24 protein-coding genes are annotated in these 25,921 nt (G+C 40.2%); 17 read left to right on the forward strand and 7 right to left on the reverse strand.

Annotation, left to right across the window (positions count from 1 at the left end):
• Positions 1-113 precede the first annotated feature (113 nt).
• Positions 114-812, forward strand: coding sequence for a pirin family protein (locus AC0IWT_RS18785; RefSeq protein WP_471798339.1), 699 nt, complete (start codon positions 114-116; stop codon positions 810-812).
• Positions 813-914: 102 nt separating this feature from the next.
• Here the strand turns inward: AC0IWT_RS18785 and AC0IWT_RS18790 are convergent, their stop codons facing one another.
• From AC0IWT_RS18790 to AC0IWT_RS18805, 4 genes are all read right to left on the reverse strand, one after another.
• Complete coding sequence (locus tag AC0IWT_RS18790; protein ID WP_471798340.1) at positions 915-1,868, reverse strand: Smr/MutS family protein; 954 nt, start codon at positions 1,866-1,868, stop codon at positions 915-917.
• Between the two features lie 68 nt (positions 1,869-1,936).
• On the reverse strand, positions 1,937-3,523 hold the full coding sequence (locus tag AC0IWT_RS18795) for a DUF1501 domain-containing protein (protein ID WP_471798341.1): 1,587 nt from the start codon (positions 3,521-3,523) through the stop codon (positions 1,937-1,939).
• A complete protein-coding gene (locus AC0IWT_RS18800) occupies positions 3,520-5,088 on the reverse strand; it encodes a DUF1800 domain-containing protein (RefSeq protein ID WP_471798342.1) in 1,569 nt (522 codons plus the stop codon). The genes AC0IWT_RS18795 and AC0IWT_RS18800 overlap by 4 nt, the downstream gene beginning before the upstream one ends.
• Positions 5,089-5,182: 94 nt before the next feature.
• Positions 5,183-6,229 (reverse strand): 3-oxoacyl-ACP synthase III family protein, encoded by a 1,047-nt coding sequence (locus AC0IWT_RS18805; RefSeq protein WP_471798343.1) that lies wholly within the window; start codon positions 6,227-6,229, stop codon positions 5,183-5,185.
• Between the two features lie 127 nt (positions 6,230-6,356).
• On the opposite strand from AC0IWT_RS18805, the gene AC0IWT_RS18810 reads away from it, so the two are divergent.
• A complete protein-coding gene (locus AC0IWT_RS18810) occupies positions 6,357-6,638 on the forward strand; it encodes an ATP-dependent Clp protease adaptor ClpS (protein WP_056872013.1) in 282 nt (93 codons plus the stop codon).
• A gap of 2 nt (positions 6,639-6,640) precedes the next feature.
• On the opposite strand, the gene AC0IWT_RS18815 is transcribed toward AC0IWT_RS18810, so the two are convergent.
• Entirely contained in the window at positions 6,641-7,237 is a 597-nt protein-coding gene (locus tag AC0IWT_RS18815; RefSeq protein WP_471798344.1) for a thioredoxin family protein, read from the reverse strand.
• 126 nt (positions 7,238-7,363) lie between these two features.
• Positions 7,364-8,149, reverse strand: a complete 786-nt coding sequence (gene rsmA / locus AC0IWT_RS18820) for a 16S rRNA (adenine(1518)-N(6)/adenine(1519)-N(6))-dimethyltransferase RsmA (RefSeq protein ID WP_056872011.1) — start codon at positions 8,147-8,149, stop codon at positions 7,364-7,366.
• Between the two features lie 158 nt (positions 8,150-8,307).
• On the opposite strand from rsmA, the gene pdxA reads away from it, so the two are divergent.
• The 15 genes from pdxA to ade all read left to right on the forward strand — a co-directional run bounded on the left by pdxA (position 8,308) and on the right by ade (position 25,237).
• Positions 8,308-9,387, forward strand: a complete 1,080-nt coding sequence (gene pdxA / locus AC0IWT_RS18825; protein WP_471798345.1) for a 4-hydroxythreonine-4-phosphate dehydrogenase PdxA — start codon at positions 8,308-8,310, stop codon at positions 9,385-9,387.
• A 147-nt stretch (positions 9,388-9,534) separates the two neighbouring features.
• Positions 9,535-10,713: an MFS transporter gene (locus tag AC0IWT_RS18830; protein ID WP_471798346.1), complete on the forward strand. Its 1,179-nt coding sequence runs from the start codon at positions 9,535-9,537 to the stop codon at positions 10,711-10,713.
• Positions 10,714-10,717: 4 nt separating this feature from the next.
• The gene (locus AC0IWT_RS18835; RefSeq protein WP_056872008.1) at positions 10,718-11,560 is read left to right on the forward strand and encodes a sulfurtransferase; all 843 of its coding nucleotides are present in this window, start codon (positions 10,718-10,720) and stop codon (positions 11,558-11,560) included.
• Positions 11,561-11,831: 271 nt separating this feature from the next.
• Complete coding sequence (locus AC0IWT_RS18840) at positions 11,832-12,362, forward strand: YceD family protein (protein ID WP_056872007.1); 531 nt, start codon at positions 11,832-11,834, stop codon at positions 12,360-12,362.
• 15 nt (positions 12,363-12,377) lie between these two features.
• Positions 12,378-12,569, forward strand: a complete 192-nt coding sequence (gene rpmF / locus AC0IWT_RS18845) for a 50S ribosomal protein L32 (protein ID WP_025143959.1) — start codon at positions 12,378-12,380, stop codon at positions 12,567-12,569.
• A gap of 100 nt (positions 12,570-12,669) precedes the next feature.
• Positions 12,670-13,608, forward strand: coding sequence for a phosphate acyltransferase PlsX (plsX, locus tag AC0IWT_RS18850; protein ID WP_056872006.1), 939 nt, complete (start codon positions 12,670-12,672; stop codon positions 13,606-13,608).
• Positions 13,609-13,626: 18 nt separating this feature from the next.
• Positions 13,627-14,622 (forward strand): beta-ketoacyl-ACP synthase III, encoded by a 996-nt coding sequence (locus tag AC0IWT_RS18855; protein ID WP_056872005.1) that lies wholly within the window; start codon positions 13,627-13,629, stop codon positions 14,620-14,622.
• 145 nt (positions 14,623-14,767) lie between these two features.
• Positions 14,768-15,244 (forward strand): acetyl-CoA carboxylase biotin carboxyl carrier protein, encoded by a 477-nt coding sequence (gene accB / locus AC0IWT_RS18860; RefSeq protein WP_056872004.1) that lies wholly within the window; start codon positions 14,768-14,770, stop codon positions 15,242-15,244.
• A gap of 106 nt (positions 15,245-15,350) precedes the next feature.
• Complete coding sequence (gene accC, locus AC0IWT_RS18865; RefSeq protein ID WP_056872003.1) at positions 15,351-16,691, forward strand: acetyl-CoA carboxylase biotin carboxylase subunit; 1,341 nt, start codon at positions 15,351-15,353, stop codon at positions 16,689-16,691.
• Between the two features lie 70 nt (positions 16,692-16,761).
• Positions 16,762-17,643, forward strand: a complete 882-nt coding sequence (gene tatC / locus AC0IWT_RS18870) for a twin-arginine translocase subunit TatC (protein WP_471798347.1) — start codon at positions 16,762-16,764, stop codon at positions 17,641-17,643.
• Between the two features lie 46 nt (positions 17,644-17,689).
• Complete coding sequence (gene rpiB / locus AC0IWT_RS18875) at positions 17,690-18,127, forward strand: ribose 5-phosphate isomerase B (protein ID WP_471798348.1); 438 nt, start codon at positions 17,690-17,692, stop codon at positions 18,125-18,127.
• Positions 18,128-18,154: 27 nt separating this feature from the next.
• Positions 18,155-19,789: a M28 family peptidase gene (locus AC0IWT_RS18880; protein WP_056872000.1), complete on the forward strand. Its 1,635-nt coding sequence runs from the start codon at positions 18,155-18,157 to the stop codon at positions 19,787-19,789.
• A gap of 90 nt (positions 19,790-19,879) precedes the next feature.
• The gene (locus AC0IWT_RS18885) at positions 19,880-21,268 is read left to right on the forward strand and encodes a LutB/LldF family L-lactate oxidation iron-sulfur protein (RefSeq protein WP_471798349.1); all 1,389 of its coding nucleotides are present in this window, start codon (positions 19,880-19,882) and stop codon (positions 21,266-21,268) included.
• 268 nt (positions 21,269-21,536) lie between these two features.
• On the forward strand, positions 21,537-23,513 hold the full coding sequence (locus AC0IWT_RS18890) for an alpha-ketoacid dehydrogenase subunit alpha/beta (protein WP_471798350.1): 1,977 nt from the start codon (positions 21,537-21,539) through the stop codon (positions 23,511-23,513).
• An 86-nt stretch (positions 23,514-23,599) separates the two neighbouring features.
• On the forward strand, positions 23,600-25,237 hold the full coding sequence (ade, locus tag AC0IWT_RS18895; RefSeq protein ID WP_471798351.1) for an adenine deaminase: 1,638 nt from the start codon (positions 23,600-23,602) through the stop codon (positions 25,235-25,237).
• A gap of 48 nt (positions 25,238-25,285) precedes the next feature.
• Here the strand turns inward: ade and AC0IWT_RS18900 are convergent, their stop codons facing one another.
• The gene (locus tag AC0IWT_RS18900) at positions 25,286-25,897 is read right to left on the reverse strand and encodes a SprT-like domain-containing protein (protein ID WP_471798352.1); all 612 of its coding nucleotides are present in this window, start codon (positions 25,895-25,897) and stop codon (positions 25,286-25,288) included.
• Positions 25,898-25,921 lie beyond the last annotated feature (24 nt).

A 25,921-nucleotide genomic window follows, 5' to 3' on the forward strand; every position in this document is an offset into this window, starting at 1 on the left:
CAGCACGGAAAAATGCTCTTTCTGTATGCTGTGGTAATTTACACAGACAGAAAGGTCGGAGATAAAAACATTCTTTTGGCCATAACTATCAACTCAATTAAATACAACTTGTAATGGAATCGCCGGGTAAAATATTTTTAGCAGATCAACGAGGCTTTGTGCAATCAACTATTTTGCGGCGTTACAGTACTTTCAATTTTGAGCAATATTTTAACGATAACAGCATGCCATTCGGCGATCTGTTTCTTTTTAATGACGATTCAATTTCTGGCGGAAAACTAACATTCTTTCTTTCGAAAGAAGATTCGTATCAAATATTTATGCCTGTAACTGGCCGATTAGACATCGTTTTCAACGGCAAAGAATATGCATTGCAATCAGGCCAGGTTCAAATATTTAATGTTGGAAAAGGTGAAGTTTTAGAAATCAGTAATCCCTATCAAAACGATGCTGTAAACTATATTCAAATTGGCTTAAAAACCGGCTTATTCTTGTTGAGGCACAGCGAGATGCTGTTTAATTTCGATTTTGAAAAAGACAAAAATAAACTTGTCGAAATCGTTTCAAATCCGAAACTAGCTTTTAAATTAAGCGCTGGCATTTTTGGAGCCAAAGCAGAAACTACTTACAGGCTGCGCTCTGCCGAAAGCAATGCTTTCCTGTTTGTAATTGATGGTGCCTTCGAAACTTCGGGCAGATTAATGCACGCACGTGATGGACTAGCCCTTTGGGAAACGGAAACTGTAAAATTTCAGGCTTTATCTAATAATGCTATCGTAATGGTTTTTGAAATGTTGGAGCCAGGTTTCTAAACTCATGGAAGCAGGAGAAGCGTAGCTAAATGGAGATGGTTTCGATTTGCAGTTTGTTTAAAAATTTCTCTGCTAGAGTCGGGATAAGGGTTAGCAGAAACATTATTTAAAAACAACCTCGGTTGCACCGTAACCAAATTTTTCTTTTCGGGCATCCATATAAGTTTTTATATGAGGATTTTTACTTATTATTTTATGGATTTTATCTCTCAAAGTTCCGTTGCCAGCACCATGTATAAACACTATTTTTTCGAAATGATGTACAATTGCGGCATCCAAAGCATTTTGAAAATGAGACAATTGAATTTGCAAAATTTCATCTGCTTCTAAAAAGTGGTGGTCATCGCGAAGTTTCTCAATATGCAAATCAATTTCCTTTGCAGGTGCCTCAACCGTTTTCCTTTCGGCGGGCGACTTGAAAAAGCTTTCCTTTAATTTTTGCGGGTCAATTGTAGCTGGTGCCAATTCATCTAAACGCACCAGCCAACCCTTGTTTTTCAGTTGAGGCAACGATTTCTGTTCAACGGAGAAATCTTTCGCTCTAAATTTTTTCTTAATTACCAATGGCTCTGCAGGTTTAACATCAGCCTTGCTGAACAACAAAACCTGAAACGTAAACGCTGGCCAGATATCTAAATCTGCCAGCGAAGCAGAATAGATTAACTTCGACTGGTAAGCCTCCAAAATTCCGTAAAATGAACCGGCGTATTTTTCCTTCCGCTCAGAGGTTAGTGTGGCCAGAAGTACGTGTTCAGATTGATTCTGTAAGTGAAAATGCACCACGTTGCCCGCTTTATCATCTGTTGCTATAGCAACGTAAATTCCATTTTCGATTTTGCTAACGCTTGGTACATTAACCTGGATTGGCTTGGGTACATCTATCTCTTCTGCAACAACGCCATGTCCGTGTACAGAGGTTAGGTTGCTAATGGCCACAGGAATTTCAAACCCATCTTCATCAGTAACGCCCAAAGTTTGCGAATCGATAACTTTTGTTACATATCCTTCGCGTTTCTCATCAACAAAACGCACAAAATCGCCCAGCTTAAATTTCATCTTAAAATATTAAATTGATGCTCTGAGTTGCTCAGAAAATCGGTTTATACAAAGGTACCGATTTTTGGTTAGGCTACGATGAGCATATTGCGAACTTGTTGCAGTTCGCCATTTTGAAGTCGTGCATAATACACGCCCGGTGCATAGCGTTGATTTTCAAAATTGATGTTGTAGGTACCTTCATCTTTTACAGCGTCCACAACGGTTGCCATTAGCCTGCCCATGGTATTGTAAACCTGAATTAAAACATGCCCACCTTTGGAAGAATATTTTATGGTAGTAGAAGTAGTAAAAGGATTTGGGTAATTTGAAATTAAACTCTCACCACTTAAATGGTTTGCCTGAGCCAGACTTGTAGACATGCAATTCGTTCCGGGCTGGATTAGAGGTAAAGACTGGAAATCTTTTAACATTACATTAGATAACGTTGCCTTATCAACGCAGAACCATTTCTCGAGCAAGGTAGCATAAACCGATCTGAAATCGTATTGCATCGGAACATTATCGTTTACGGAAGTACTTGCCGAAATGGTTGGGTTTTTCCCCAAAACACCACCTTGTATGGCATCGCCAAAAACAATGAGCGGAGCTGCAGCACCGTGATCTGTCCCGTTACTGGCGTTTGATTTTATCCTCCGGCCAAATTCTGAAAAGGTCATTCCGGCAACTCTCTTTGCGGCGCCAAGCCCTTTTAAATCATCCATAAACGCTTTGATAGCATCGCTCACTTTTTGAAGCAGCACGGCATGTGTGCCGGTTTCATTTGCGCCTGTGTTTACCTGAGCGGCATGCGTATCGAAAGAGCCAATATTTACCATGTAAAGCCTGGTTTTTAAGCCGCCACCAACTAATCTGGCTACAACTTTAAGCTGATCGGCGAGGCTGTTATTGCTCGGGTAGGTTCCTTGCTTGGTTACTTTGCCAGCTGCAGTTTTTATAACTGAAGCGTACTGTTGCGTTTGTTGGGCAACCTGCCTAACATAGGTTAGTTCTTTACCAGCATTGGTGTTCGGAGCCGGCGATTGAATACCATTTATCAGGTTGTAAAAATTTACCGGGTCAGAAATTGCCATCCCCATATTTACAGAAGGCCCTTGAAAAGCCGGCGAAATAAATGAGCCGATTTGAATGGCCAAAGGATCTGGCATTACCGTGTTGGGGTAACCAATCGGAAAGTTGGTGTACTCCTCGGCGAGGTACCTTCCTGCCCAGCCGCTATCAATTACCTGGTCGGAAGCTGATGCGGAAAGCCAAATGTCAGTCGCTCGGAAATGACTGAAATTTGGTTGTGGATAACCAACAGACTGAATAACCTGAACTTTACCATCATCATACAAACCGGCCAGGCCAGACATTGCGGGGTGTATACCGGTGTTGTAGCCTGAAAGTTTTATAATTTTATTTTTTGGAAGAATTATGTTCGGACGGGCCAGCGTTAAGTTATCGTACTGATCCAAAGGGAGAATCATATTTAAACCATCGTTGCCGCCGTTTAATTGAATTATAACTAAAACATGGTCGGTTTCCTGGTTAGCCGCCGTTATTGCCGACAGTAAGCTTGAGGCACCAAAAGCCTTAAGGGAAAATCCGCCAAGCATTGATGGGATTACGACACCCGCAGGCATTGCTTTGGTTAAAAATTCACGTCTTTTCATGATAGTTGGTACTCTTCCAGGTTCATAATATATTTATAAAACTCCTGTAAACGTGTTTGTACTATAGTAGTTTTTGCCGTAGTTGGAGCCGCTTTGTAGTCGGTCCAGGCTGTGGTCCAATAGGCATCATTAACCTGATTACTCAGCAAAATGCTTTTTAAAAATTTTTTCACATCAGCGCTTACGTCAATGGTATATAGGTGTGCAATCGCTTCGTCTACAACTACATTTGGGTCTTCCGGCTTGCTAAATTTCGCCGTGTATGCAATTGGATCGATAACTATTTTTTTTCCGTTGCGGGTGTAACCTGTACTTATAAATCTATCGGTAAAAATGTTCCGTTTTGGTAAGGTATCCGAGTTAATCCACAATTCGTAAAATTGAGGAACCTGATAGTAGGCGGGCCAGCCTGAAACATTTGGCGGGTCGCCGAGGTTTTGTTGCAGGTTAGAAGCCGTACTTCTTAAATAATCGCTCATGTAATAAACGTTTACGTAATCAGAAGCATCAGGGAAAACAATTTCAAATTCCCTGGCCAAGCCAACAACAAAATCAACAGGTGCTTTTATGTTGCAGGAGCGGTTTTGTTGGAGATAAAAGTGGCTGCTGGTGAGCAATGCTTTTAAAACAGGCTTAATTTCATAGTTTGCCGTTCTAAAAATTTCTGCCAGTGGCGTAATTATATTAGCTTCAATGTCGGCACTAATGTCATAGTAAACAAAAAAGCGGTATAGTCTGCGGCAAACGTACTTACTTACCTCAACCTGAGTAAAAATCATGTCGAGTAAATCGTCTACTTCTTTAGCGCCATCAGTACCCGTTCTCCCTTTAATTAACTTATTTCCATAAAATGATGAAAATTGCTTATCTGTTATATCGTGCCTTGAGGTGTTAAAAACTGATGTTATGTTAACACCATCAAGCGTATAGCCAGTAAGCAATCGGGCAGCGGCTTTAACATCGGCTTCGGTGTATTTCGAATCGGGTCCTTTTCCAACGGTGAACAGTTCCTGTAATTCCCGGCTGTAATTCTCATCGGGAGCGGTTTTTGTACTTGCATAACCGTTAAGGTAGCGAAGCATTGCCGGGTCTATAGTTACCTGTTTAACCAGAGATTTAAAGTTGCCAAAAGCCATGCTTCGCAGCAAATTGTTATGCTTGTATATGTACCGTGCGTCATCAACAATATCCGCTTCGGTTGAAAAATGATTGTGCCAAAACAAAGTCATCTTCTCTCTCAATGAAACTGGCTGGTTTAGCATTTGTGTTAACCACCAGGCCTTAAAAGACGCAACCCTCCGGCTGTTAGCCGTTCCATCGGTATAAATTGCATTTACCCAGATTTGCCCTGCCGGCACATTTGCGTCGGTATAGCCAGCATCGTTGTAATTGTTAACCGGTGGATTTGGAAGTGGAAGGTCTTTCAATAGCAAATCAACAACCTGACTCACAGATTGGCCCGCAAGGCTACTAATGTCACTTCTTTTCGCACCAAAAAGCGTGCGTTTTAGTAAATGATTTAATTCTTTTGTCCCGAAATTTCCTGAGTAAACGTCTATTGCCATAAATTCCTATAGAATCGCAATAAAACTAAAAATTAATCAGCTGAAATTCAGTTATTTTACACGAAATGTCAAAATTCAGTTACGAAACGGCATTTTACCACCGGATTAGCGCACTCGCCCAGGTGAAACCTGATCCGAAAGCTGCCAGGCAAACCAAATCGCCGCCTTTAATTTTACCGGCTTCCCAGGCTTCACACAATGCAATCGGTACAGATGCAGCTGTTGTATTTCCATATTTCTGAATGTTGTTAAAAACCTGCTCATCTTTTAAGCCAAGCAGCTGTTGCACATACTGGCTAATCCTCAGGTTTGCCTGGTGTGGTACCAACATGTCTATGTCTTTCTCGGTTAAATTATTAGCCGCCAAAGCCTCTTTAATTACTTCCGGGAATTTAACCACTGCTTTTTTAAAAACAGCAGGGCCATCCATAAAAGGTAGTGCGACACCGCTTTCCAGTATTTCAGGCGTCATAAATAAACCCCCTAATTCCTGATTAGGGAAGGCCGGCTTATCTTTGAGCCATTTATTTGCATGAGCGCCTGGATAATGCATAGCCAGGATTTCAGCGTCGGCACCATCGCTGTGTAAGTGTGTACTCAAAATGCCTTTGCCAGGCTCATCGGTTGGTTGCAATACAACTGCGCCGGCGCCATCTCCAAAAATTACCGATACATTTCTGCTTCGCGTTTCAAAATCCATCGCAAACGAGTGTTTTTCGCTGCCAACAACCAAAACATTTTTGTACATACCCGTTTTTACAAATTGATCGGCTACAGACAATGCATAAACAAAGCCAGAGCATTGGTTACGGATATCAAGCGCACCAATTTCGCCCATTCCCATTTCGCGTTGCAGCAAAACTCCACAACCAGGAAAGTAATAATCAGGGGTAAGCGTAGCAAAAATGATAAAATCAACATCTTTTATGGTAATGCCTGCCCGTTCTATTGCAATTTTTGAAGCCTCAATTCCCATGGTGGTTGTCGTTTCTTCATATCTATCCGCAAAGCGGCGCTCTTTAATGCCGGTGCGTTCCTGAATCCATTCATCACTTGTGTCCATAAAACGGCTCAGGTCGTTATTGGTATAAATATTTTTGGGAACGTAATAGCCGATTCCTGCAATTTTGGATTGGTGCATACTTGTTTATATTATGATTTGGTTAAGTAAAGTTAAACATTTATTGCCTAAGCCATTATTAATCGTAAAACAACAAAATCTTAATGGTTGATACCAAATACTTGATACTAATGTTTATTTTTGCGCCATGTCTACAGAAACCAAAGAAGAGACCTTTACGCTCGAAGAAATTTTAACTTCTATAAAAACCGTACATCGCCTTATTTTGTGGAATGATGATGTAAATACCTTTGAACATGTAATTTACTGCATGATGAAGTATTTGGATTACAACGAATCTCAATCAGAGAAAATTGCCTGGAAAGTTCACAACGAAGGTAAATGCCCGGTTTTAGAAGGTTCATTTACTGAAATGGAAATTTACCGGAAAATTTTACAGCAAGAAGGCTTAACAGTAAGTGTAGATTAATGCTACGCTAAACCTTTTAATAAAGTGTTAAGTTCTGCCTGCGTGGTTTGGGTTTTATCTTTAGCGTACCAGCTGTGAAGCTTTTCTGATAAAATCGTCATTTCACTCGTTTCCTTCCTCCACTCTTTAAGCAATTGCTGTAAAACCTGTGGCCTGGGTGCCCAGCTAGCCAAAACCTTATCGCCCGTTTCATTTAAAACCAAAAGCACCGGAATCGCCCTGCCGCCGTTGGTTAAGTGTGCATCAATCAAGGGCAAATTTTTATCGCGGAGTACAAATTTTAACTCAATTTTGCCGAGTGAAGCCGTTGCAATTTTATTAAATACCGGAACAATTTGAGCCGCATCTCCACACCAACCTTCAGTAATTACTAAAAACTTATAATTTTCTTGAAGCTGCTTAATAGATGAAAGTAATTCATCGGTTAAGCTAACCGTTTTATCCACGCGGCTCATCCTTTGCACATTCATCTTGGTGTAGTGCAAATCGTAGGTAACATCGCCTGTGGCCTTTCCTTCTAAAAGAAGTCGATCTATCAAAGCACGGTAGCTTAAATAATCCATTCCCTGCCCGCTAAAAATTTCGCTGTAATTAACCATGGTTTTTAAAAATTATGTTGCAAATAAAGGGAGAAAATCAACGACAATAATCATTGATTTGCAAGAAATATCTATTCTAATTTCGTTAGCAAACTTTAATTGCAGAGCTTTTGATTTACCTTAAACTTAAGCTTCCATTAATTTACTAACATGCTGGGTTAAAGCCACAAAATCGGCAACTGTTAATTGTTCAGCTCTTTTTTCGAAGTAAATATGGTCATCCATTTTATCTTTTGGCATCACGGCCGAAACGGCATTGCGTAACGTTTTTCTACGTTGGTTAAAACCTGCTTTAACCACCCGCCAGAAGAGCTTTTCATCGCAGTCTAAATTTTCAACTTCATTTCTTGTTAATCTGATAACAGCAGAATGTACTTTTGGTGGCGGGTTAAAAGTGCCCGGTTTAACCGTAAACAGATATTCAATTTTATAATATGCCTGAAGAAAAACGCTTAATATTCCGTAATCTTTAGTGCCTGCCGGAGATGCACACCGTTGTGCAACTTCTTTTTGAAACATCCCAACCATTTCAACTACCTTATGGCGGTTATCTAAAATTTTAAATAAAATCTGAGATGAAATATTGTAAGGAAAGTTGCCGATGATGGCAAATTGACCAGGGAAAATAGAATCAAAATCGAGTTTTAAAAAGTCGCCATTTATAAGTCGGTCGCCCAGTTGCGGGTATTTTTCATTAAGAAAATGAAAAGATTCTGTATCAATATCGATTAAATAAGTTTGTAAATCCTGGCGTTGCAGCAAAAAATCAGATAGAATACCCATCCCGGGGCCCACCTCTAAAACCTGATTATACTTTTCGGTATTAACCAGACTTTCTACAATGCGGTTTGCAATTCCTTTATCGGTTAAAAAATGCTGACCTAAATGCTTTTTCGCTTTTACTAAACTCATACCCTTAATCCTGAAAATTCAAGACCTTTTAAAATTTAATTGTTGGCAAAGATAGGCTTAATATTCCTTTGCGAATAACTTCGTGTTCTTTGCCGTTTCATTTTTTTTGATGTCTTTAGCCGAAAATCATTAATTTGCGCTAAAATTTTCCATTAATTATGAGCAATAAACTTAAAATTGGCATCAGTATTGGCGACGTGAACGGCATAGGTTTAGAGGTAATTATCAAAACATTATCCAATCCGGCTATTTTAAATTATTGTACTCCAATTGTTTATGGTCATACAAAGGTTTCGTCTTTTCATAGAAAGGCAAACAACCTTGGCGACTTCACTTTTAACGTTATTAATCATGCCAATCAAGCGCAGCTTAAAAAAGCAAATATGATTAATTGCTGGGAGGAAGATGTGAAAATTGAGCTTGGCCAAATAACCGAAACCGGTGGAAAATATGCCCTCTTATCATTAGAACGTGCAACAGCCGATTTGGTTGCTGGCGATATCGACGCCTTGGTTACTGCGCCAATTAATAAGCACAACATCCAATCGGAAACGTTTGCATTTCCCGGCCATACCGAATATTTGCAAGAAAAAAGCGGAAGTGAAGATGTGCTGATGTTTTTAATTAGTGAGAATCTGCGTGTTGGTGTGGTTACAGGTCATATTCCGGTAGCGGCTGTTCCAACAGCAATTACCAAAGAAAAAATCCTCAATAAAATAAAACTTATAAACGAAAGCTTAAAGAAAGATTTCTGGATTGAGAAACCAAAAATTGCGGTTTTGGGTTTAAATCCTCATGCCAGCGACAATGGTTTGTTGGGCACTGAAGAAGCTGAAATCATTTCGCCGGCCATACAGGAAGCTTACGATAAGGGTATTGTTTGTTTCGGGCCCTATCCCGCCGATGGCTTTTTCGGCAATGGCAGCTACAAACAGTTTGATGCCGTTTTGGCGATGTATCACGACCAGGGTTTGATTCCTTTTAAAACACTTGCTTTTCATAACGGAGTGAATTATACGGCCGGTTTAAATTTTGTTCGTACTTCGCCAGATCATGGTACAGGTTACGATATTGCCGGCAAAGATTTGGCTGATTCTACCTCGTTTACAGAAGCCTTATTTTCGGCAATTCATATCGTAAAAAACCGGAGAGAGCAAGAAGAAATGTTAAGCAACCAGTTACGCACAGGCGGAAAAATTGTCGAAACACAGTTCGACATTAAAGATGATGCTTCATAAAATTAACAAATCGCTTTTTTTTTGAAAAGCAAAGACTTGCATTTCATCGGTTTCGAAAGTCCTGCTTTCCCTGCAAGCCCAATTAAAAAATTGGGGCTTTTCGTACAATCAGGTTTATTTGGCTAAAATTGTGCTTGCAACTCAAAAATGATGAGCGCCACAACAAATCGATACATTTTGCCAATTATCGTGATTTCGCAGTTTCTCTGCACCTCACTTTGGTTTGCCGGTAATGCGGTACTGGCAGATATTACGGGCAATTTTCCTCAAGAAATGAACCTTTTAGCCAATTTAACAAGCATGGTTCAGCTTGGTTTTATTGGCGGAACGCTGGTTTTTGCATTTTTTGCGCTATCCGATATTTTTTCGCCTTCGAACGTTTTTTTCGTTTGCGGTATTGCTGCGGCGCTATTTAACCTAGGCATTTGCCTTGATGTGAAAGAAGTTAATGTCTTGCTGCTTTTTCGCTTCTTAACCGGATTTATGCTGGCCGGAATTTATCCGGTGGGTATGAAAATCGCTTCAGATTACTTTAAGGATGGCTTAGGCAAATCTCTGGGTTTTTTAGTTGGCGCCCTGGTTTTTGGTACTGCATTTCCACATTTGCTAAAAAATTTTACGGGCAGTTTTGCCTGGGAGTACGTTATTTATGCCACGTCCGCATTAGCAGTTTTGGGTGCATTTTTAATATTTATGCTCGTTCCAGATGGCCCGTTTCGAGTAGCGGCACAGCAATTTAATTTAGTAGCATCGTTAAGTGGTTTCAAAAACGCGAGTTTTAGAGCGGCAGCGTTTGGCTATTTCGGCCACATGTGGGAGCTGTACACTTTCTGGGCGTTTTTGCCAGGTATGTTGCTGCTTTACAATAGCACGCACCCGGCGGCAACAATTAACGTATCGCTGTTTTCTTTTTTGATAATCGCATCAGGAGGCATTTCCTGTATGGTCGGCGGATTACTTTCGCAAAGATTTGGAGCAAAAAGAATCGCCACAATTGCACTCGCCCTTTCAGGTTTATGTTGTTTACTTTCTCCTTTATTTCTCTTTAGCAGCTCCATGTATTTATTCCTGACTTTTTTGTTTACCTGGGGTTTATCCGGCACCGCCGATTCGCCATTATTTTCTTCGCTTGTGGCCAAGCATGCGCCGGAAAAATTAAGAGGAACATCTTTAACGCTGGTTAATTGCATTGGGTTTGCAATTACAATCATCAGTATTCAAATGATCAATTTGTTCGCGAAAGAAATCAATTCACACTATCTTTATATGTTGTTAGCCATTGGGCCTGTGTTGGGCTTAATAGCATTAACGAAGCCAAAAAAATAACTTTATGTCAAAACTTTCTCCAATTATACAGCCAGAAGATTTAACCTGGTTAAACCAGGATGATGAAATTGTAATTATTGATGCGAGTGCCGGCTCTAAAACGCGTTACGAAACTGAGCATTTAGCTGGCGCATTATTCGCTGATGTGAATGAAGATTTAGCTAATGTTGGCGATTTTGCTTTGGGCGGTCGCCACCCATTGCCTGGTTCTTACCAATTTGCCAATGTTTTACAAAAACTTGGCATTACAAAAAATACCCATGTTATTGTTTACGACGATAAAAATGGCGGTAACGCTGCCGCCAGATTATGGTGGATGCTAAGCGCAATCGGGCACGAAAAAGTTCAGGTGATTAATGGTGGCTACCAGGCCGCTGTGAAAGCTGGTTTCCCGGTAACTGATAAGGTTGAAATCCCTAGAGCGGTCGAAAAATACGATGTGCAAAACTGGACCTTACCGTTATCTGATATCAGCGAAGTTGAAAAAGCAGCTAAAACCGATGGCTACAAGGTTATTGATGTCCGCGATGCAAACCGTTACGCCGGATTAACAGAACCGATTGATTTAATAGCCGGCCACATTCCGGGCGCAACGAATATTCCTTTTACCGAAAATTTAGATGCAGAAGGGCGTTTTTTAAGTCCTGAGGTTTTAGAAGCCAAATATTTAAAAGTTTTGGAGGGTGTTGAGCCTGGACAAGTAATTGTTCACTGTGGCTCTGGCATTACTGCCTGCCATACGCTTTTAGCGATGAATTATGCAGGTTTGCCCATTCCAAAGCTGTATGTTGGTTCATGGAGCGAATGGAGCAGGAACAACAAAGAAATGGTTTTGGCTAAAAATTAAGCGCTTGGTTTTTTAGCAAAGGCCGTTGTTAATTAAACCCGATTGCCGTGAAAATACTTTTTTTTTAATAGTACTGCTTACAGGTAAAAAAAAAGATTGAACAGAAAGCGGGAGTTTCCTGACCGATTAGCAATGACACTGATTTTCAAAAAAATAATATTTCAGGCCGGGATTTTGAAATTTCGCTTTAAGAATGGCAACAATTTTTAAAAAAACATTTTTAATCTAAGTATTTTATCCCTACATTTGCAGGCTAAAATTTTACAGTACTTTGAACCCGCTAAAACAATTTTCTGTACCGTTTACCGGATTAAAATTGGGAAGCCATCAGTTTGAATATGAGCTTGATGACACCTTTTTTAACGCCTTCGAGTACTCGTTAATTAAAAGTGGAAATTTAAAAGTAAACCTGGAACTTGAGAAACAAGAAACCATGTTGCTATTAAAATTCAAAGTTATTGGTACGGTAAGTTTAGATTGCGATAAATGCTTATCTGAATTTCCATTGCCGGTTAATTTGTACGAAAGGCAGATTGTAAAATTTGAGGGCGACAATCTGGAGAGTGATGATGACGAGATTATCTCACTTAGCAGAAAGGAAACGTCAATTGATATTTCGGGGCCTTTATACGAAATGATTAACGTAGCGGTGCCTTATATTAAAAACTGTGAGCAAGCTGGTAAGGAGTGCGATCAGGAAATGATTGATAGATTAGAACAACTTTCTATCGATAAACAGGCTGAAGAAAATGAACAATCGAGCGACCCGCGTTGGGAAGCACTTAATAAGTTAAAAAAATAATTAGATTATACACCAATGGCACATCCAAAACGGAAAATCTCGAAACAGAGAAAGAATAAAAGAAGAACCCACTATAAAGCAGTGACTCCTTCTTTAGCAACATGCTCAGCAACAGGTGCTATCCACGTACCTCACCGTGCTTACAACGTTGATGGTAACCTATACTATAACGGTAAATTGGTTATCGAAAATACTCAAATCGGGTAATTTTCTTAAAAAATTGTTTGTGTTTTCAGCGGCTTTAGTCATACCTTAGTCAACTGAAATTTTTAGGATTAACCTAAACTAACACAGACAGATTTTTTCTATGAAAATAGGCCTCGACATAATGGGCGGAGACTATGCTCCTAAAGCAATTGTTTTAGGAGCAATAGCAGCTCATCAATCGCTAAACGCTGGAGAACACCTCGTTCTTATCGGCGATACCGAACAGATTAAACCAATTCTCGCAGAAGAAGGATTTAATCCGGATCATTTTGAATACGTTCATACTGATGAAGTAATTGGTATGGGCGAACACCCCACAAAAGCAATTGTTCAGAAACCTAAATCGAGCATAGCTGTTGGCTTTAACCTTTTAAAGGAAGGCAAAATCGATTCGTTTGCAAGTGCAGGCAATTCTGGCGCTATGCTTGTTGGCGCAGTTTTTAGCGTTAAAACAATTCCGGGCATTATCCGCCCATGTTTATGTACAATTCTTCCGAAAATAAAAGGTGGCACAGGCTTATTGCTTGATGTTGGCGCTAATGCAGATTGCAAGCCAGATATTTTATTGCAGTTCGGTGTGTTAGGAAGTTTATATGCAGAAAATTTATGGCAAATAAATTCCCCTAAAGTTGCGTTATTAAATATAGGCGAAGAAGATGAAAAAGGCAACATGCTCAGCATGGCCACTTTCCCTTTAATGAAAGACACGAATTTATTCAATTTTGTTGGTAATGTAGAGGGAAGGGATTTGTTTAATGATAAAGCGGATGTTATTGTTTGCGACGGTTTTACAGGGAATGTAGTGCTAAAATTAGCAGAATCATTTTATGTGCTTACCGTAAAAAAAGGCATGAAAGATGAATTTTTCGATCGTTTCAATTACGAGCAATACGGAGGCAGCCCCGTTTTGGGCGTTAATGCTCCGGTTGTAATCGGGCACGGAATTTCAAGTCCGCTGGCGGTGAAAAACATGGTTCTGCAATCGCGTGAGATGATAACAACCGGATTAGTAGAAAAAATTAGAGTGGCATTTAAATAATTCATTAAAATTTTTAAAATGAGTAAAATTCACGCTGCTATTACAGCAGTAAATGGTTACGTCCCCGACTATGTGCTTACAAACGCAGAGTTAGAAACCATGGTTGATACTTCGGATGAATGGATTACCAGCAGAACTGGGATTAAAGAGCGCAGAATTTTAAAAGGAGAAGGGCTGGGAACATCAGATATGGCCGTTCATGCTGTAAATGGTTTGCTAAAAAAGAGAGGTATTGATGCAAAGGAAATTGAATTAATTATTTTTTGCACCACTACTCCTGATTTTACTTTTCCTGCTACGGCTAACGTTTTAGCGGATAAAATTGGTGCTTCGAATGCCTGGGGTTACGATCTACAAGCGGCCTGTTCTGGCTTTATTTTTGGCCTTTCTACAGGCGCCTCTTTTATAGAATCAGGAAGACATAAGAAGGTATTGGTTGTTGGCGGCGATAAAATGTCGTCGATAATTAATTACGAAGACCGTACAACCTGCATTATTTTTGGTGATGGCTGTGGTTGTGCATTGCTCGAGCCAAATGAAGAAGGCCTCGGCATTCAGGATTCGATTTTAAGAACTGATGGTGCAGGAAGAGATTTCTTAGGTATGAAGGCGGGCGGTTCAGTTAAGCCGGCAACCCACGAAACAATTGATGCAAGAGAGCATTATGCGCATCAGGAAGGGCCAACAGTGTTTAAGTTTGCCGTTACAAACATGGCAGATGTTGCTGCAGAAATTATGGAACGCAACAGCCTTACGGCTGACGATGTTGCATGGTTAGTCCCTCATCAGGCAAACAAACGTATTATAGATGCAACCGCAAACCGAATGGGTGTAACAACCGATAAGGTAATGATTAATATAGAACGCTACGGCAATACCACAAACGGAACAATTCCATTATGTTTATGGGAATGGGAAAGCAGGTTAAAGAAAGGCGATAACATCGTATTGGCTGCTTTTGGTGGCGGTTTTACCTGGGGTTCTATCTACCTTAAGTGGGCATACAACAGTTAGTCGGTTTTTTTCAGGCAGCGTCATATTAATAAGGGGCTTGCTAAATAAGAACACTCAAACAGCTAACCAACTAAAATTTAAAACAAAAAAAGTATAACTTAGTTAATTCAATAAACACTATTTTTTACAATAACTAGCCTAAAAAATGGATATCAAACAAATACAGGAACTGATTAAATTTGTTTCTCGTTCTGGTGTAAATGAAGTTGCAATCGAGCAAGAGAATTTCAAAATTACAATTAAAACAAACCAGGCGCCTACGGTTGTGCACGCAACTGTACCGCAAGCTCCGCTTTTACAGGCAGCAGCACCGGTTGCTACAGCTCCTACTGCACCGGCAGCTTCAACTCCAGCTGTTCCAGCTGCAGAAGATACCTCGAAATACATTACCATTAAATCGCCAATGATTGGCACCTTCTACCGTTCATCAAGTCCGGATAAGCCTATGTTTGTTAACGTTGGTGATGAAGTTGCAACCGGTAAAGTAATTTGTATCATTGAAGCAATGAAGCTTTTCAACGAAATTGAAAGCGAAGTTTCAGGCCGTATCGTTAAGATTCTGGTTGATAATGCCTCGCCGGTAGAGTACGACCAACCATTATTTTTAGTAGAACCTATTTAAAAATTGATTTCACATATTTGAGGTGTGTGCACTGTTTCAGTTACAATAGTAATTGTCAAAGAATCGGTGTAGTCCATCCATGGGTGTAATCATCAATTAAAAAATCATGTTTAAAAAAATACTAATTGCCAACAGGGGCGAAATCGCTTTGCGTATTATCCGTACCTGTAAGGAAATGGGCATCAAAACGGTTGCAGTTTACTCTACTGCTGATAGGGAGAGTTTGCATGTACGTTTTGCTGATGAGGCTGTTTGTATTGGCCCACCGCCAAGTAAAGATTCATATCTGAATATCCCAAATATTATATCAGCTGCAGAATTAACTAATGCAGATGCGATTCATCCGGGTTATGGCTTTTTATCCGAAAACGCTAAGTTTTCGAATATTTGCCGCGAGTATGGCATTAAATTTATCGGTGCAACGCCCGAGCAGATTAATGGTATGGGTGATAAAGCTTCGGCTAAAGAAACCATGAAAATTGCGGGTGTACCAACAATTCCAGGTTCTGAAGGCTTGCTTACCAGCGTTAAAGAAGGTATTGGAATTGCTAATGAAATGGGTTATCCGGTTATACTTAAAGCTACTGCCGGTGGTGGTGGCCGTGGTATGCGGGTGGTTTGGAAAGATGAAGATTTTGAAAATGCCTGGGATAGTGCCCGCCAGGAATCTGGTGCCGCCTTTGGTAACGATGGTTTATATTTAGAAAAGTACATCGAAGATCCTCGCCACATAGAAATTCAGATTATTGGCGACCAGTTTGGTAAAGCCTGCCATCTTTCAGAAAGAGATTGCTCTATTCAGCGCCGTCACCAGAAATTGGTTGAAGAATCTCCTTCTCCGTTTATGACAGACGAACTACGCGTACGAATGGGCGAAGCTGCGATAAAAGGTGCAATGGCCGTAAATTACGAAGGCGCCGGAACAATTGAGTTCCTGGTAGATAAGCACCGTAATTTTTACTTTATGGAAATGAATACCCGTATCCAGGTAGAGCACCCGGTTACAGAAGAGGTAATTAATTTCGATTTAATTAAGGAGCAAATCAAAGTTGCCGCTGGAATCCCTATTTCAGGTAAAAATTATTTTCCGGATATGCATGCAATTGAGTGCCGGATTAACGCAGAAGACCCTGCAAATAATTTTCGCCCGTCGCCAGGTAAAATTACCAATTTTCACTCGCCAGGCGGTCATGGTGTGCGTGTAGATACCCATGTTTATGCAGGTTATCAAATTCCTTCAAACTACGATTCGATGATTGCAAAGTTGATTTGCGTTGCTCAAACAAGGGAAGAAGCCATTTGTACTATGGAACGTGCTTTAGGTGAGTTTGTAATCGAAGGTGTAAAAACAACCATTCCATTTCACTTACAGTTAATGAAAGATCCGAACTTTAGGGCCGGAAATTTCACAACAAAATTTATGGAAACATTTGAATTTTCAGAATAATATAAACTATTTCTATATTTAACACGTAAATACCATTCTATTCATTTAGAATGGTATTTTTGTTTTCAACATGAGCGACACTAAAAAATCATTACTTACAAAAGCTATCGGACAAAAGAGCACAACCCTCGAGGCAGAAATGTCTTTTTTCGATCACCTCGATGTTCTCCGTAAACACTTAATCAGAGCCGTAATCGCCATCGCTGTCTTTACAGGAATCGCATTTTACTTTAACGAAGAAATTCTTGACAAGATAATTTTCGGGCCTAAAAAACCAGATTTCTGGACTTACAGAATGATGTGTAAACTGGTTGAACATTTCCCATCTTTAGGCAAAGACATGTGTATCACCAAAATCAACGGTGAAATTATCAACACTGAAATGGCAGGCCAGTTTAATCTGCAGCTTAACGTTTGTGTTATGTGTGGTATTGTACTCGGTTTTCCGTATCTCCTGTGGGAAATCTGGCGCTTTGTTAAGCCTGCTTTACATGATAAAGAACGTAAATCTGCAAGCGGATTTGTGTTTTTTGCATCGGTACTTTTTATCATCGGTATTGTATTCGGATATTTCATTATCTGCGCATTGTCCATTAACTTTTTAACGGGTTACACGGTCAGCTCTGAAATTAAAAATACATTCACGGTCGATTCATATGTATCCTCTATTGCTACTTTAACACTTGGAACAGGTATTATTTTTGAATTGCCAATCATTATTTTCATTTTATCGAAATTAGGCTTGATGACGCCAAAGCTAATGCGTTCGAGCAGGAGATATGCCGCGGTTATTATTCTAATTATCGCAGCAATAGTAACGCCAACACCAGATATTTTAACAATGCTTACAGTAGCTGCACCATTGTTTTTATTGTATGAGGCCAGTATTTTTGTTTCGGCATACATCGAAAAAAAGAAGAAAAAAGCGGAGGCTGAGTTCTACGCTAACTAACAAAAACATTACGCAGAGATTTCATATTTCTCTATAAATTTGACGGATGACAAACACCAAAATTAAAATTGCAATTGGTTCAGATCATGCAGGTTTCGACCAAAAGGAATTATTGAAAAATTTTTTGGCAGACTATGAAGTTGAGGATTTCGGAACACACACGGCAGATTCTGTAGACTATCCGGATTTTGCTCACCCGGTTGCTTCGGCTGTAGAAAACGGTGCTTTTGATTTTGGCATTTTACTTTGCGGCTCTGCAAACGGTGTTGCAATAACGGCAAACAAACACCAGGGAATCAGAGCCGGTTTGTGCTGGGAAAATGAAGTTGCATCTTTAGTTAGAAAGCACAATAATGCCAACGTATTATGTATTCCGGCACGTTTTGTATCTGATGCGCTTGCAACAGAGATTACAACCACTTTTTTAACTACCGAATTTGAAGGTGGTCGCCACCAAAACAGGGTTGATAAAATATCCTGCTAATTATCAGAAACTAACTTTTACTATATAATGAACAAAAAATTTTTAACCCTTGGCTTAGCTTCCGTACTTAGTATTGGCTGCTTTGCACAAGTTAAACCACTTGTGGCCAACAAGGATGCAATTAAATTTGGCAAGGCGATTAATCCTGCCGATGGCTTTAAACACCTTTCTGTTTTAGCTTCTGATGAGTACGAAGGTCGTGAGACTGGTACAAAAGGCGCCTGGATGGCAGCAGATTACATTCGCAACTATTTTAAATCAATCGGTTTAAAAGGACCGGTTAACGGCGAATATTTCCAGAAAATTGATCTGGTAAATGTTACCCTTAAACAAAGTCAGTTGACCGTAAATGGCCAGCCAAAAGAGTATCAAAAAGACTATATCGTTTCTCCAACCTTAATCAGTGATAAAGGATTTACGTTTTCAACTGATCAAATTGTTTTTGTGGGTTACGCAATAAACAAAGGCGGTTACAACGATTTCGCCGGAACCGATATAAAAGGTAAAGTGGTAATGATGTTTAGTGCGGGTGATCCGACTGTGAAAGCCGGAACGAGAGTAGACAGACAAGCTTATCGTGCCATGCTTGAATCAAGAGCAAAATATTTTGCTGAAAATCAGGTAAAAGCCATTATTCTTATCGACCCAATGGTTGATAGAATTACGGATAACACAAAGCAAACTTTAAACAAAGGACGGGTATTCGTTAAAACGAATGCTGCCTTAGAAGCGCAGAAGCAAAATGATATCCCGCGTATTTCGATTTCTACTACTGTGGCGAACGAGCTCTTAAAAGCATCAAACACAACAGTTGCAGATTTACAAAAGAAAATTGTTGATAGTCAGGCGCCGGCTTCTCAGGTTCTAAACGTTCCATTTTCTGCCAGTGCGGCAAAAACTGAAACGCCTGTTCGGTGTGAAAATGTTTTAGGTTTCCTGGAAGGTTCTGATCCTGTACTTAAAAAAGAAGTATTGGTTTTAACAGGTCATTATGATCACATTGGATTGGTTACTGATCCAAATGCGACAGATAAAGTTAATAACGGTGCCGACGATGACGGCTCTGGAACAACTGGTGTTTTGTTAATGGCAAAAGCATTTGCTGATGCAAAAAAAGCAGGTAAAGGGCAAAAGCGCAGTATTTTATTTATGACTGTTGTGGGTGAAGAAAAAGGCTTATGGGGTTCTGAGTGGTATTCAGAGCATCCGGTATTTCCTGTTGAGAACACAATTGCAGACTTAAACACAGATATGATTGGCCGCATTGGCGAGGAATATTTAGGTAAACCAGATTCTGCAAACTACATCTACTCCGTGGGTTCGAAAATGTTGAGCAGCGATTTGGCTAATTTGCAGGAACGTGTAAATGCAACCTACACTAAAATGAAGCTGGATTTTAAATACGATGATCCGAAAGATCCTGAGCAAATCTATTACCGTTCAGACCATTACAATTTTGCGAAATTAGGCATTCCGATTATCTTTTATTATGATGGTATGTTGCAACAAGACTACCACAGACCAGGTGATGAGGTAAGCAAAATTAACTTCGAATTATTAGCAAAAAGGGCACATTTAACCTACTATATTGCATGGGAGTTGGCTAATCAGGCTAAACGTCCGGTTGTTGATATGGATGGAAAAGGTAACCCAAAGAAATAATAAAGTAAAAATATTGAGCCTCCCGATTATTCGGGAGGCTTTTTTATGCACATTACTTTTGGCGGCAATAGAAATTCCTATCTTTGAGATATGATGAAAACTGCCGAAGAATTTTTAGAGAAATCTGATGAGAAAGCGTTCGATTTACCGCATCGTAAAACCATTAATTATAATATTGGCAAATACAATACGGCAGTAGAGCGAGGCTTATCAAAGTTCGAAAACCTCGAGGCATCAAAAAAGAAAGCACATGTTGTAAAATGGCGTGTGATGGAAAATCTCGATAAATTTCTGCCCGAGTTTGAATCTAATTTCCAGCGCAGAGGCGGAAAAGTTATCTGGGCAAACGATGCCGAAGAAGCGCAGCAGGAAATCTTAAAAATCATCAAAAGAAAAAACGGAAAAACGGTTATCAAATCTAAATCGATGACGACCGAAGAAATTCACCTGAATGATTTCCTGGAGCGTAATCAAATAGAATCGTTAGAGAGTGATTTAGGCGAATATATTGTTCAGCTGCTCGGCCAGGCGCCTTACCATATTGTTACCCCTGCAATGCACCTTAGCGCAACAGACATTGCGCAGTTATTTCACGATAAATTCGGAACACCGATTGACGCTACCCCACCTCAACTCGTTCAAAAAGCAAGAGAATTACTTCGTGATAAATATTTAAATGCCGACATAGGCATTAGCGGCGGAAACTTTTTAATTGCAGATACTGGGAGTATTGCCATTACCGAAAATGAGGGAAATGCCCGCCTGAGCACCACTTTCCCTAAAATACACATTGCCATTGTTGGCATAGAAAAAATAATACCATCAATTGCAGATCTTGATTTGTTTTGGCCTTTACTTGCTTCGCACGGCACCGGGCAAAATTTAACAGTTTACAATACCATTTTAAGCGGCCCCCGCCAACCGAATGAAACTGACGGACCGGAAGAAATGTACGTCATTTTGTTAGATAACGGGCGTACGAATTTGCTGGCTCAGAAAGATCAGCGACAAGGTTTGTATTGCATCCGTTGTGGCGCCTGTTTAAATGCCTGCCCTGTTTATAAAAATATTGGCGGCCATACTTACAATACCACTTATAGCGGACCAATTGGCTCGGTAATTACACCTCATTTAAAAGGGATGGAAGAGTTTAAACATTTAAGCTACGCCTCCAGCCTTTGCGGAAAATGCTCTGAAGTTTGTCCTGTAAAAATCGATATTCATAAAATGTTATTGCTGAACCGTAGAGATGCGGCAACAAGCCACGAAAACGGAAAGGTGGAAGAAGTGGGTTGGGGCATGTTTAACCGTATGATGCAAAATCGTAAATGGATGGATTTTTTTGGTGGGAAATTTAAAAATTTCATGCTGAAAACATTTTTTAGAAAAAGTTGGGGTAAATATCGCGAGATGCCTAAAGTTGCAGACAAATCTTTCGCGAAGCAATGGGAAGAGTTGAAAAAGAGCAAGGAAAATTAACGGGAACTCGAATTGTTGAGTGCAGTTTCCTAAATTCAGGATAGCGTATCGGCAAAATGCTTCGCCCAATCGCAAGTGTTTTTTGAAGGCGTTTTTTCCAATTGCAAGCAGCATCTGTCAATTCATTTGCGTGAGCTAAAGTCTAAAGAGCAGATACTATGTTAATTTTAAACAGAGAACCTAAGATAAAGACGCGAGTGTTTTTTTAAATTCACCAATCAGGATTTAGTTAAAGCTGAAGAATGGTCGATTTTTTTTCAAATTTTATATGCATTTCAACCGCCGGGACAAAGACGACAAAATCTTACTGAATTTATATAAAAGATTGCTTTATCCTCGGATGGTAGAGGAAAAGATGCTTAAACTTTTGCGTCAGGGCAGAATTGGAAAATGGTTTTCAGGAATCGGTCAGGAAGCCATTGCCGTCGGTTCTACTTTGGCCATGCAGGCCGACGAGTATATTCTGCCAATGCATCGTAATCTCGGTGTTTTCACCTCCCGGGATATTCCTTTAAAAAAATTAATGGCGCAATGGCAAGGTAAACGATCGGGCTTTACCAAAGGCCGGGATCGGTCCTTTCATTTTGGTACACAAGACTATAAAATCATCGGCATGATTTCTCATCTCGGGCCTCAAATGGCTTTAGCTGATGGGATTGCATTGGCCGACGTTTTGAACAACCAGCAAAAGGCGACTTTAGTTTATACTGGCGAAGGCGCAACAAGCGAGGGTGATTTTCATGAAGCAGTTAACGTTGCTGCTGTTTGGAACCTGCCTGTTATTTTCCTGATAGAAAATAATGGATATGGCTTATCTACGCCAAAATCAGAGCAGTTTAAGTGCAAAAACCTTGTCGACAAGGCCATAGGCTACGGCATTGAAGGTGTTCAGATTGATGGTAATAATATTCTCGAAGTTTTTGATACCATTAATCAACTGGCAAATGAACTGAGAAAAGATCCGCGTCCTGTGTTGGTAGAGTGCTTAACATTTAGAATGCGTGGACACGAGGAGGCTTCTGGTACCAAATATGTTCCTCAGGAATTGTTCGATGAATGGGAGAAGAAAGATCCCTTAAGCAATTTCGAATCCTATCTGGTTGAACAAGGTGTTTTAACGCCTGATTTAGTAAGTGCTATAAAAAGTGAAATCAAGAAAGAAATAGAATTGGAGGTGGAAGAAGCCTTTGATGAACCTGAACCTGAGGCAAACCCTGTGCGGGAAGAGACAGATATGTACTTTCCTTACCAGCAAAAGGTCGTTGTACCTGGTCAGTCATCCACCGAAAAAAGATACTTAGATGCGATAAGCGATGGGTTGGATTTGGCCATGCAGAAATATCCAAACCTTGTGCTAATGGGACAAGACATTGCGGATTATGGCGGCGCTTTTAAAATTACCGACGGCTTTACCGCAAAATTTGGAAAAGGCCGGGTACGGAATACACCCATTTGCGAATCGGCAATTGTTGGCGCCGGTTTGGGCTTATCCATTAATGGCTATAAAGCCGTGGTAGAAATGCAGTTTGCCGATTTCGTAACCGTCGGTTTCAATCAAATTGTAAATAATTTGGCAAAAACCCATTATCGCTGGGGTGAAAAGGCAGACGTTGTAGTTCGGATGCCAACCGGCGCAGGCACAGGTGCAGGGCCATTCCACTCGCAAAGTAACGAGGCCTGGTTTACTAAAACCCCAGGGTTGAAAATTGTTTATCCGGCTTTCCCGGATGATGCAAAAGGCCTGCTGCTTGCCGCGATAGAAGATCCAAACCCTGTGCTATACTTTGAACATAAATATCTGTACAGAAGTTTATCTGCACCTATTCCGGATGGTTACTATACCACAGAGATTGGAAAGGCCGCAACCTTGGCGAATGGCAATAAATTTGCAATCATCACCTACGGCTTGGGCGTTCATTGGGCATTGGAATTTATCAAAAACAACCCCGATTGCGGTGCAACTTTAATCGATTTAAGAACCCTGCAGCCCTGGGATAAAGAGACGGTTTTAGCAGCAGTAAAATCTACAGGACGAGTTTTGATCTTACATGAAGATACCTTAACAAATGGTTTTGGTGCTGAAATTTCGGCGTGGATAAGCGAACATTGTTTCCAGTATCTGGATGCGCCGATTTTACGGTGCGCCAGTTTGGATACCGCTATACCAATGAGCAAAGTGCTTGAAGAGGATTTCCTGGCTAAAGCAAGACTGGCAGAAACGATTGATAAGCTATTGAAATATTAGGCTTGGTTTATTGTTGAAATTTATCAGTTGGAGTCGTCTTTTAGGAACAATTAACAGTAAATCCTTTTTAAATTAAAAAAATATAAATGAGCAGTTTTAAAGTTGAGGGGAACATAGTCGATATCAAATTGCGAAATATTTACTTCGGCGGAATTGAGGTAGAGGATGGGAAAATAAAAGCCATTAGTAAAATTTCGGGTGCTAAAATTGATACGCCTTTTATTCTTCCGGGCTTTATAGACAGCCATGTTCACATTGAAAGCAGTATGCTCATTCCTAGTGAATTCGCCAGGTTGGCAGTAGTTCACGGAACAGTTTCTACCGTTAGCGACCCGCATGAAATTGCCAACGTTTGCGGTATGGAAGGTGTGGAATTTATGATTGAGAATGGTGAAACCGTCCCTTTTAAATTCAATTTTGGCGCTCCAAGTTGTGTTCCTGCAACAATTTTCGAAACCGCAGGTGAGGAGTTAAATCATGATGACGTTAAATCACTTTTACAGCGGCCAGAAATAAAATATTTAAGTGAAATGATGAATTTCCCTGGCGTGCTTTACAAAGATGAAGAAGTATTGAAAAAGATTGCTGCTGCACATGCGCTTGGGAAGCCGGTTGATGGGCATGCACCAGGTTTACGTGGCGATGCGGTTCAGCAATATATTGACGCAGGCATTTCTACAGATCACGAATGTTTCACCGCTGAAGAAGCACTGGATAAGCTCCAACGCGGAATGAAAATCCTTATCCGCGAAGGAAGTGCGGCAAAAAATTTCGAGGCTTTGATTGATTTACTAAATGACTGGCCAGAAAAGATTATGTTTTGCAGCGATGATAAGCATCCCGATAGTTTAGTGGAAAACCACATTAATAAACTTTGTGCCAGAGCAGTTGCCAAAGGAATTAATATTTTCAACGTTCTTCAGGCTGCCTGTATAAATCCTGTTAAGCACTATAAACTTGATGTAGGCGTATTGCAAATTGGTGATGCTGCTGATTTTATTGTGGTACAGGATTTACAAGACTTCAACGTTTTGCAAACTTATATTGAAGGTGTGCTGCTTGCCGAAAACGGTAATGTTGTTGGGGATTGGGTAAAACATACCAATGACGGCGCATCGGTAAATCAGTTCGATTGTAGCGTAAAAGACGTAAAAGATTTTATTTACCCTTATACCGGGCAAGATACAATTCCTGTTATCGAAGCATTGGATGGTCAGTTAATTACGAATCGAATTTCGGCAAAGCCATTCGTTTCAGACGGAAACATGGTTTCCGATTTGAAGAATGATATTCTAAAAATGGTTGTTGTAAACCGTTACCATAATGCGCCAGTAGCCATTTCATTTGTTAAAAACTTTGGTTTAAAGCAAGGGGCAATTGCATCCAGTGTGGCGCACGACAGCCATAACATTATCGCCGTAGGCGTAGATGATGAAAGTATTTGCCATGCTGTAAATCTGGTTATTAAAGCAACCGGGGGCGTAGTAGCCGTTGGAAATGGAAGGGAAGAGGTGCTGGCGTTGCCTGTTGCAGGTTTAATGAGCAATCAAAACGGCTATAAAGTTGCAGAAAGTTATACGCTGATTGATAAGTTTGCAAAAGAACTGGGTTCTACCCTGGTTGCTCCATTTATGACGCTTTCATTTATGGCTTTGCTGGTTATCCCGCGTTTAAAACTCAGCGACAAAGGCTTATTTGATGGAGATAAATTCGAGTTTGTTTAAATTTTTACAGGCTTTCAAAGTAGAACAAACATTAATTGATGATAGGCGCTATGGCTCAATAAGAAAAACTTCAGCCAGAGGATTGAAAAGATATATCCTTTTATCATCGAGACAGACACAGCGGTAGCGTTTTCTAATCCTTTCGCCTTTTTTAAACCGTCGCCCGTCTTTTATCTTGAAGACAGAATCTGTAGGGATTTGCTCTAAATGTAAAGTTTCAGTTTTATCAGAATCGTATTTTTTCAAAGCCCTCGAAAGATGTAAATCCGAGCAACTAGATGCTGCAGGATTCGCCATATAATTATCAATTGCCTTGTGGATATCTGAAGGAAAAATGTTCATGTCGAAAAATGGCACCATCATGCGTTGAAAGTTCTTTTTCCATTCCGAACCGTGCGGCTTAACTTTGTTTTTGTAGTCGTTCCAGGTTAGCAGATGCGCAAATTCATGAACGGTTGTAACCAGAAAAGCGTAGTTATTTAAATTAAAATTTACTGAAATCCGGTGGCCTTTATCCCGAAAAGGGTGACGGTAATCGCCAAGCTTAGTAGAGCGGGTTTTCGCGATTTTAAATTCGCATTGAAAATAATCTATCCATTTTGCAATTAGCGGCGCCGCCTCTGGGGGCATGTATTGTGCTAAAAGGTTAACTTTCTCCATTTAACCGCAAAGTTCGCAAAGTTT

The organism is Pedobacter sp. AC464 (assembly GCF_979253075.1).

Coding starts and splice junctions, on each gene's coding strand:
- AC0IWT_RS18785 (WP_471798339.1), top strand. CDS start 114: ATGGAATCGCCGGGTAAAATATTTTTAGCAGATCAACGAGGCTTTGTG.
- AC0IWT_RS18790 (WP_471798340.1), bottom strand. CDS start 1,868: ATGAAATTTAAGCTGGGCGATTTTGTGCGTTTTGTTGATGAGAAACGC.
- AC0IWT_RS18795 (WP_471798341.1), bottom strand. CDS start 3,523: ATGAAAAGACGTGAATTTTTAACCAAAGCAATGCCTGCGGGTGTCGTA.
- AC0IWT_RS18800 (WP_471798342.1), bottom strand. CDS start 5,088: ATGGCAATAGACGTTTACTCAGGAAATTTCGGGACAAAAGAATTAAAT.
- AC0IWT_RS18805 (WP_471798343.1), bottom strand. CDS start 6,229: ATGCACCAATCCAAAATTGCAGGAATCGGCTATTACGTTCCCAAAAAT.
- AC0IWT_RS18810 (WP_056872013.1), top strand. CDS start 6,357: ATGTCTACAGAAACCAAAGAAGAGACCTTTACGCTCGAAGAAATTTTA.
- AC0IWT_RS18815 (WP_471798344.1), bottom strand. CDS start 7,237: ATGGTTAATTACAGCGAAATTTTTAGCGGGCAGGGAATGGATTATTTA.
- rsmA (WP_056872011.1), bottom strand. CDS start 8,149: ATGAGTTTAGTAAAAGCGAAAAAGCATTTAGGTCAGCATTTTTTAACC.
- pdxA (WP_471798345.1), top strand. CDS start 8,308: ATGAGCAATAAACTTAAAATTGGCATCAGTATTGGCGACGTGAACGGC.
- AC0IWT_RS18830 (WP_471798346.1), top strand. CDS start 9,535: ATGATGAGCGCCACAACAAATCGATACATTTTGCCAATTATCGTGATT.
- AC0IWT_RS18835 (WP_056872008.1), top strand. CDS start 10,718: ATGTCAAAACTTTCTCCAATTATACAGCCAGAAGATTTAACCTGGTTA.
- rpmF (WP_025143959.1), top strand. CDS start 12,378: ATGGCACATCCAAAACGGAAAATCTCGAAACAGAGAAAGAATAAAAGA.
- plsX (WP_056872006.1), top strand. CDS start 12,670: ATGAAAATAGGCCTCGACATAATGGGCGGAGACTATGCTCCTAAAGCA.
- AC0IWT_RS18855 (WP_056872005.1), top strand. CDS start 13,627: ATGAGTAAAATTCACGCTGCTATTACAGCAGTAAATGGTTACGTCCCC.
- accB (WP_056872004.1), top strand. CDS start 14,768: ATGGATATCAAACAAATACAGGAACTGATTAAATTTGTTTCTCGTTCT.
- accC (WP_056872003.1), top strand. CDS start 15,351: ATGTTTAAAAAAATACTAATTGCCAACAGGGGCGAAATCGCTTTGCGT.
- tatC (WP_471798347.1), top strand. CDS start 16,762: ATGAGCGACACTAAAAAATCATTACTTACAAAAGCTATCGGACAAAAG.
- rpiB (WP_471798348.1), top strand. CDS start 17,690: ATGACAAACACCAAAATTAAAATTGCAATTGGTTCAGATCATGCAGGT.
- AC0IWT_RS18880 (WP_056872000.1), top strand. CDS start 18,155: ATGAACAAAAAATTTTTAACCCTTGGCTTAGCTTCCGTACTTAGTATT.
- AC0IWT_RS18885 (WP_471798349.1), top strand. CDS start 19,880: ATGATGAAAACTGCCGAAGAATTTTTAGAGAAATCTGATGAGAAAGCG.
- AC0IWT_RS18890 (WP_471798350.1), top strand. CDS start 21,537: ATGCATTTCAACCGCCGGGACAAAGACGACAAAATCTTACTGAATTTA.
- ade (WP_471798351.1), top strand. CDS start 23,600: ATGAGCAGTTTTAAAGTTGAGGGGAACATAGTCGATATCAAATTGCGA.
- AC0IWT_RS18900 (WP_471798352.1), bottom strand. CDS start 25,897: ATGGAGAAAGTTAACCTTTTAGCACAATACATGCCCCCAGAGGCGGCG.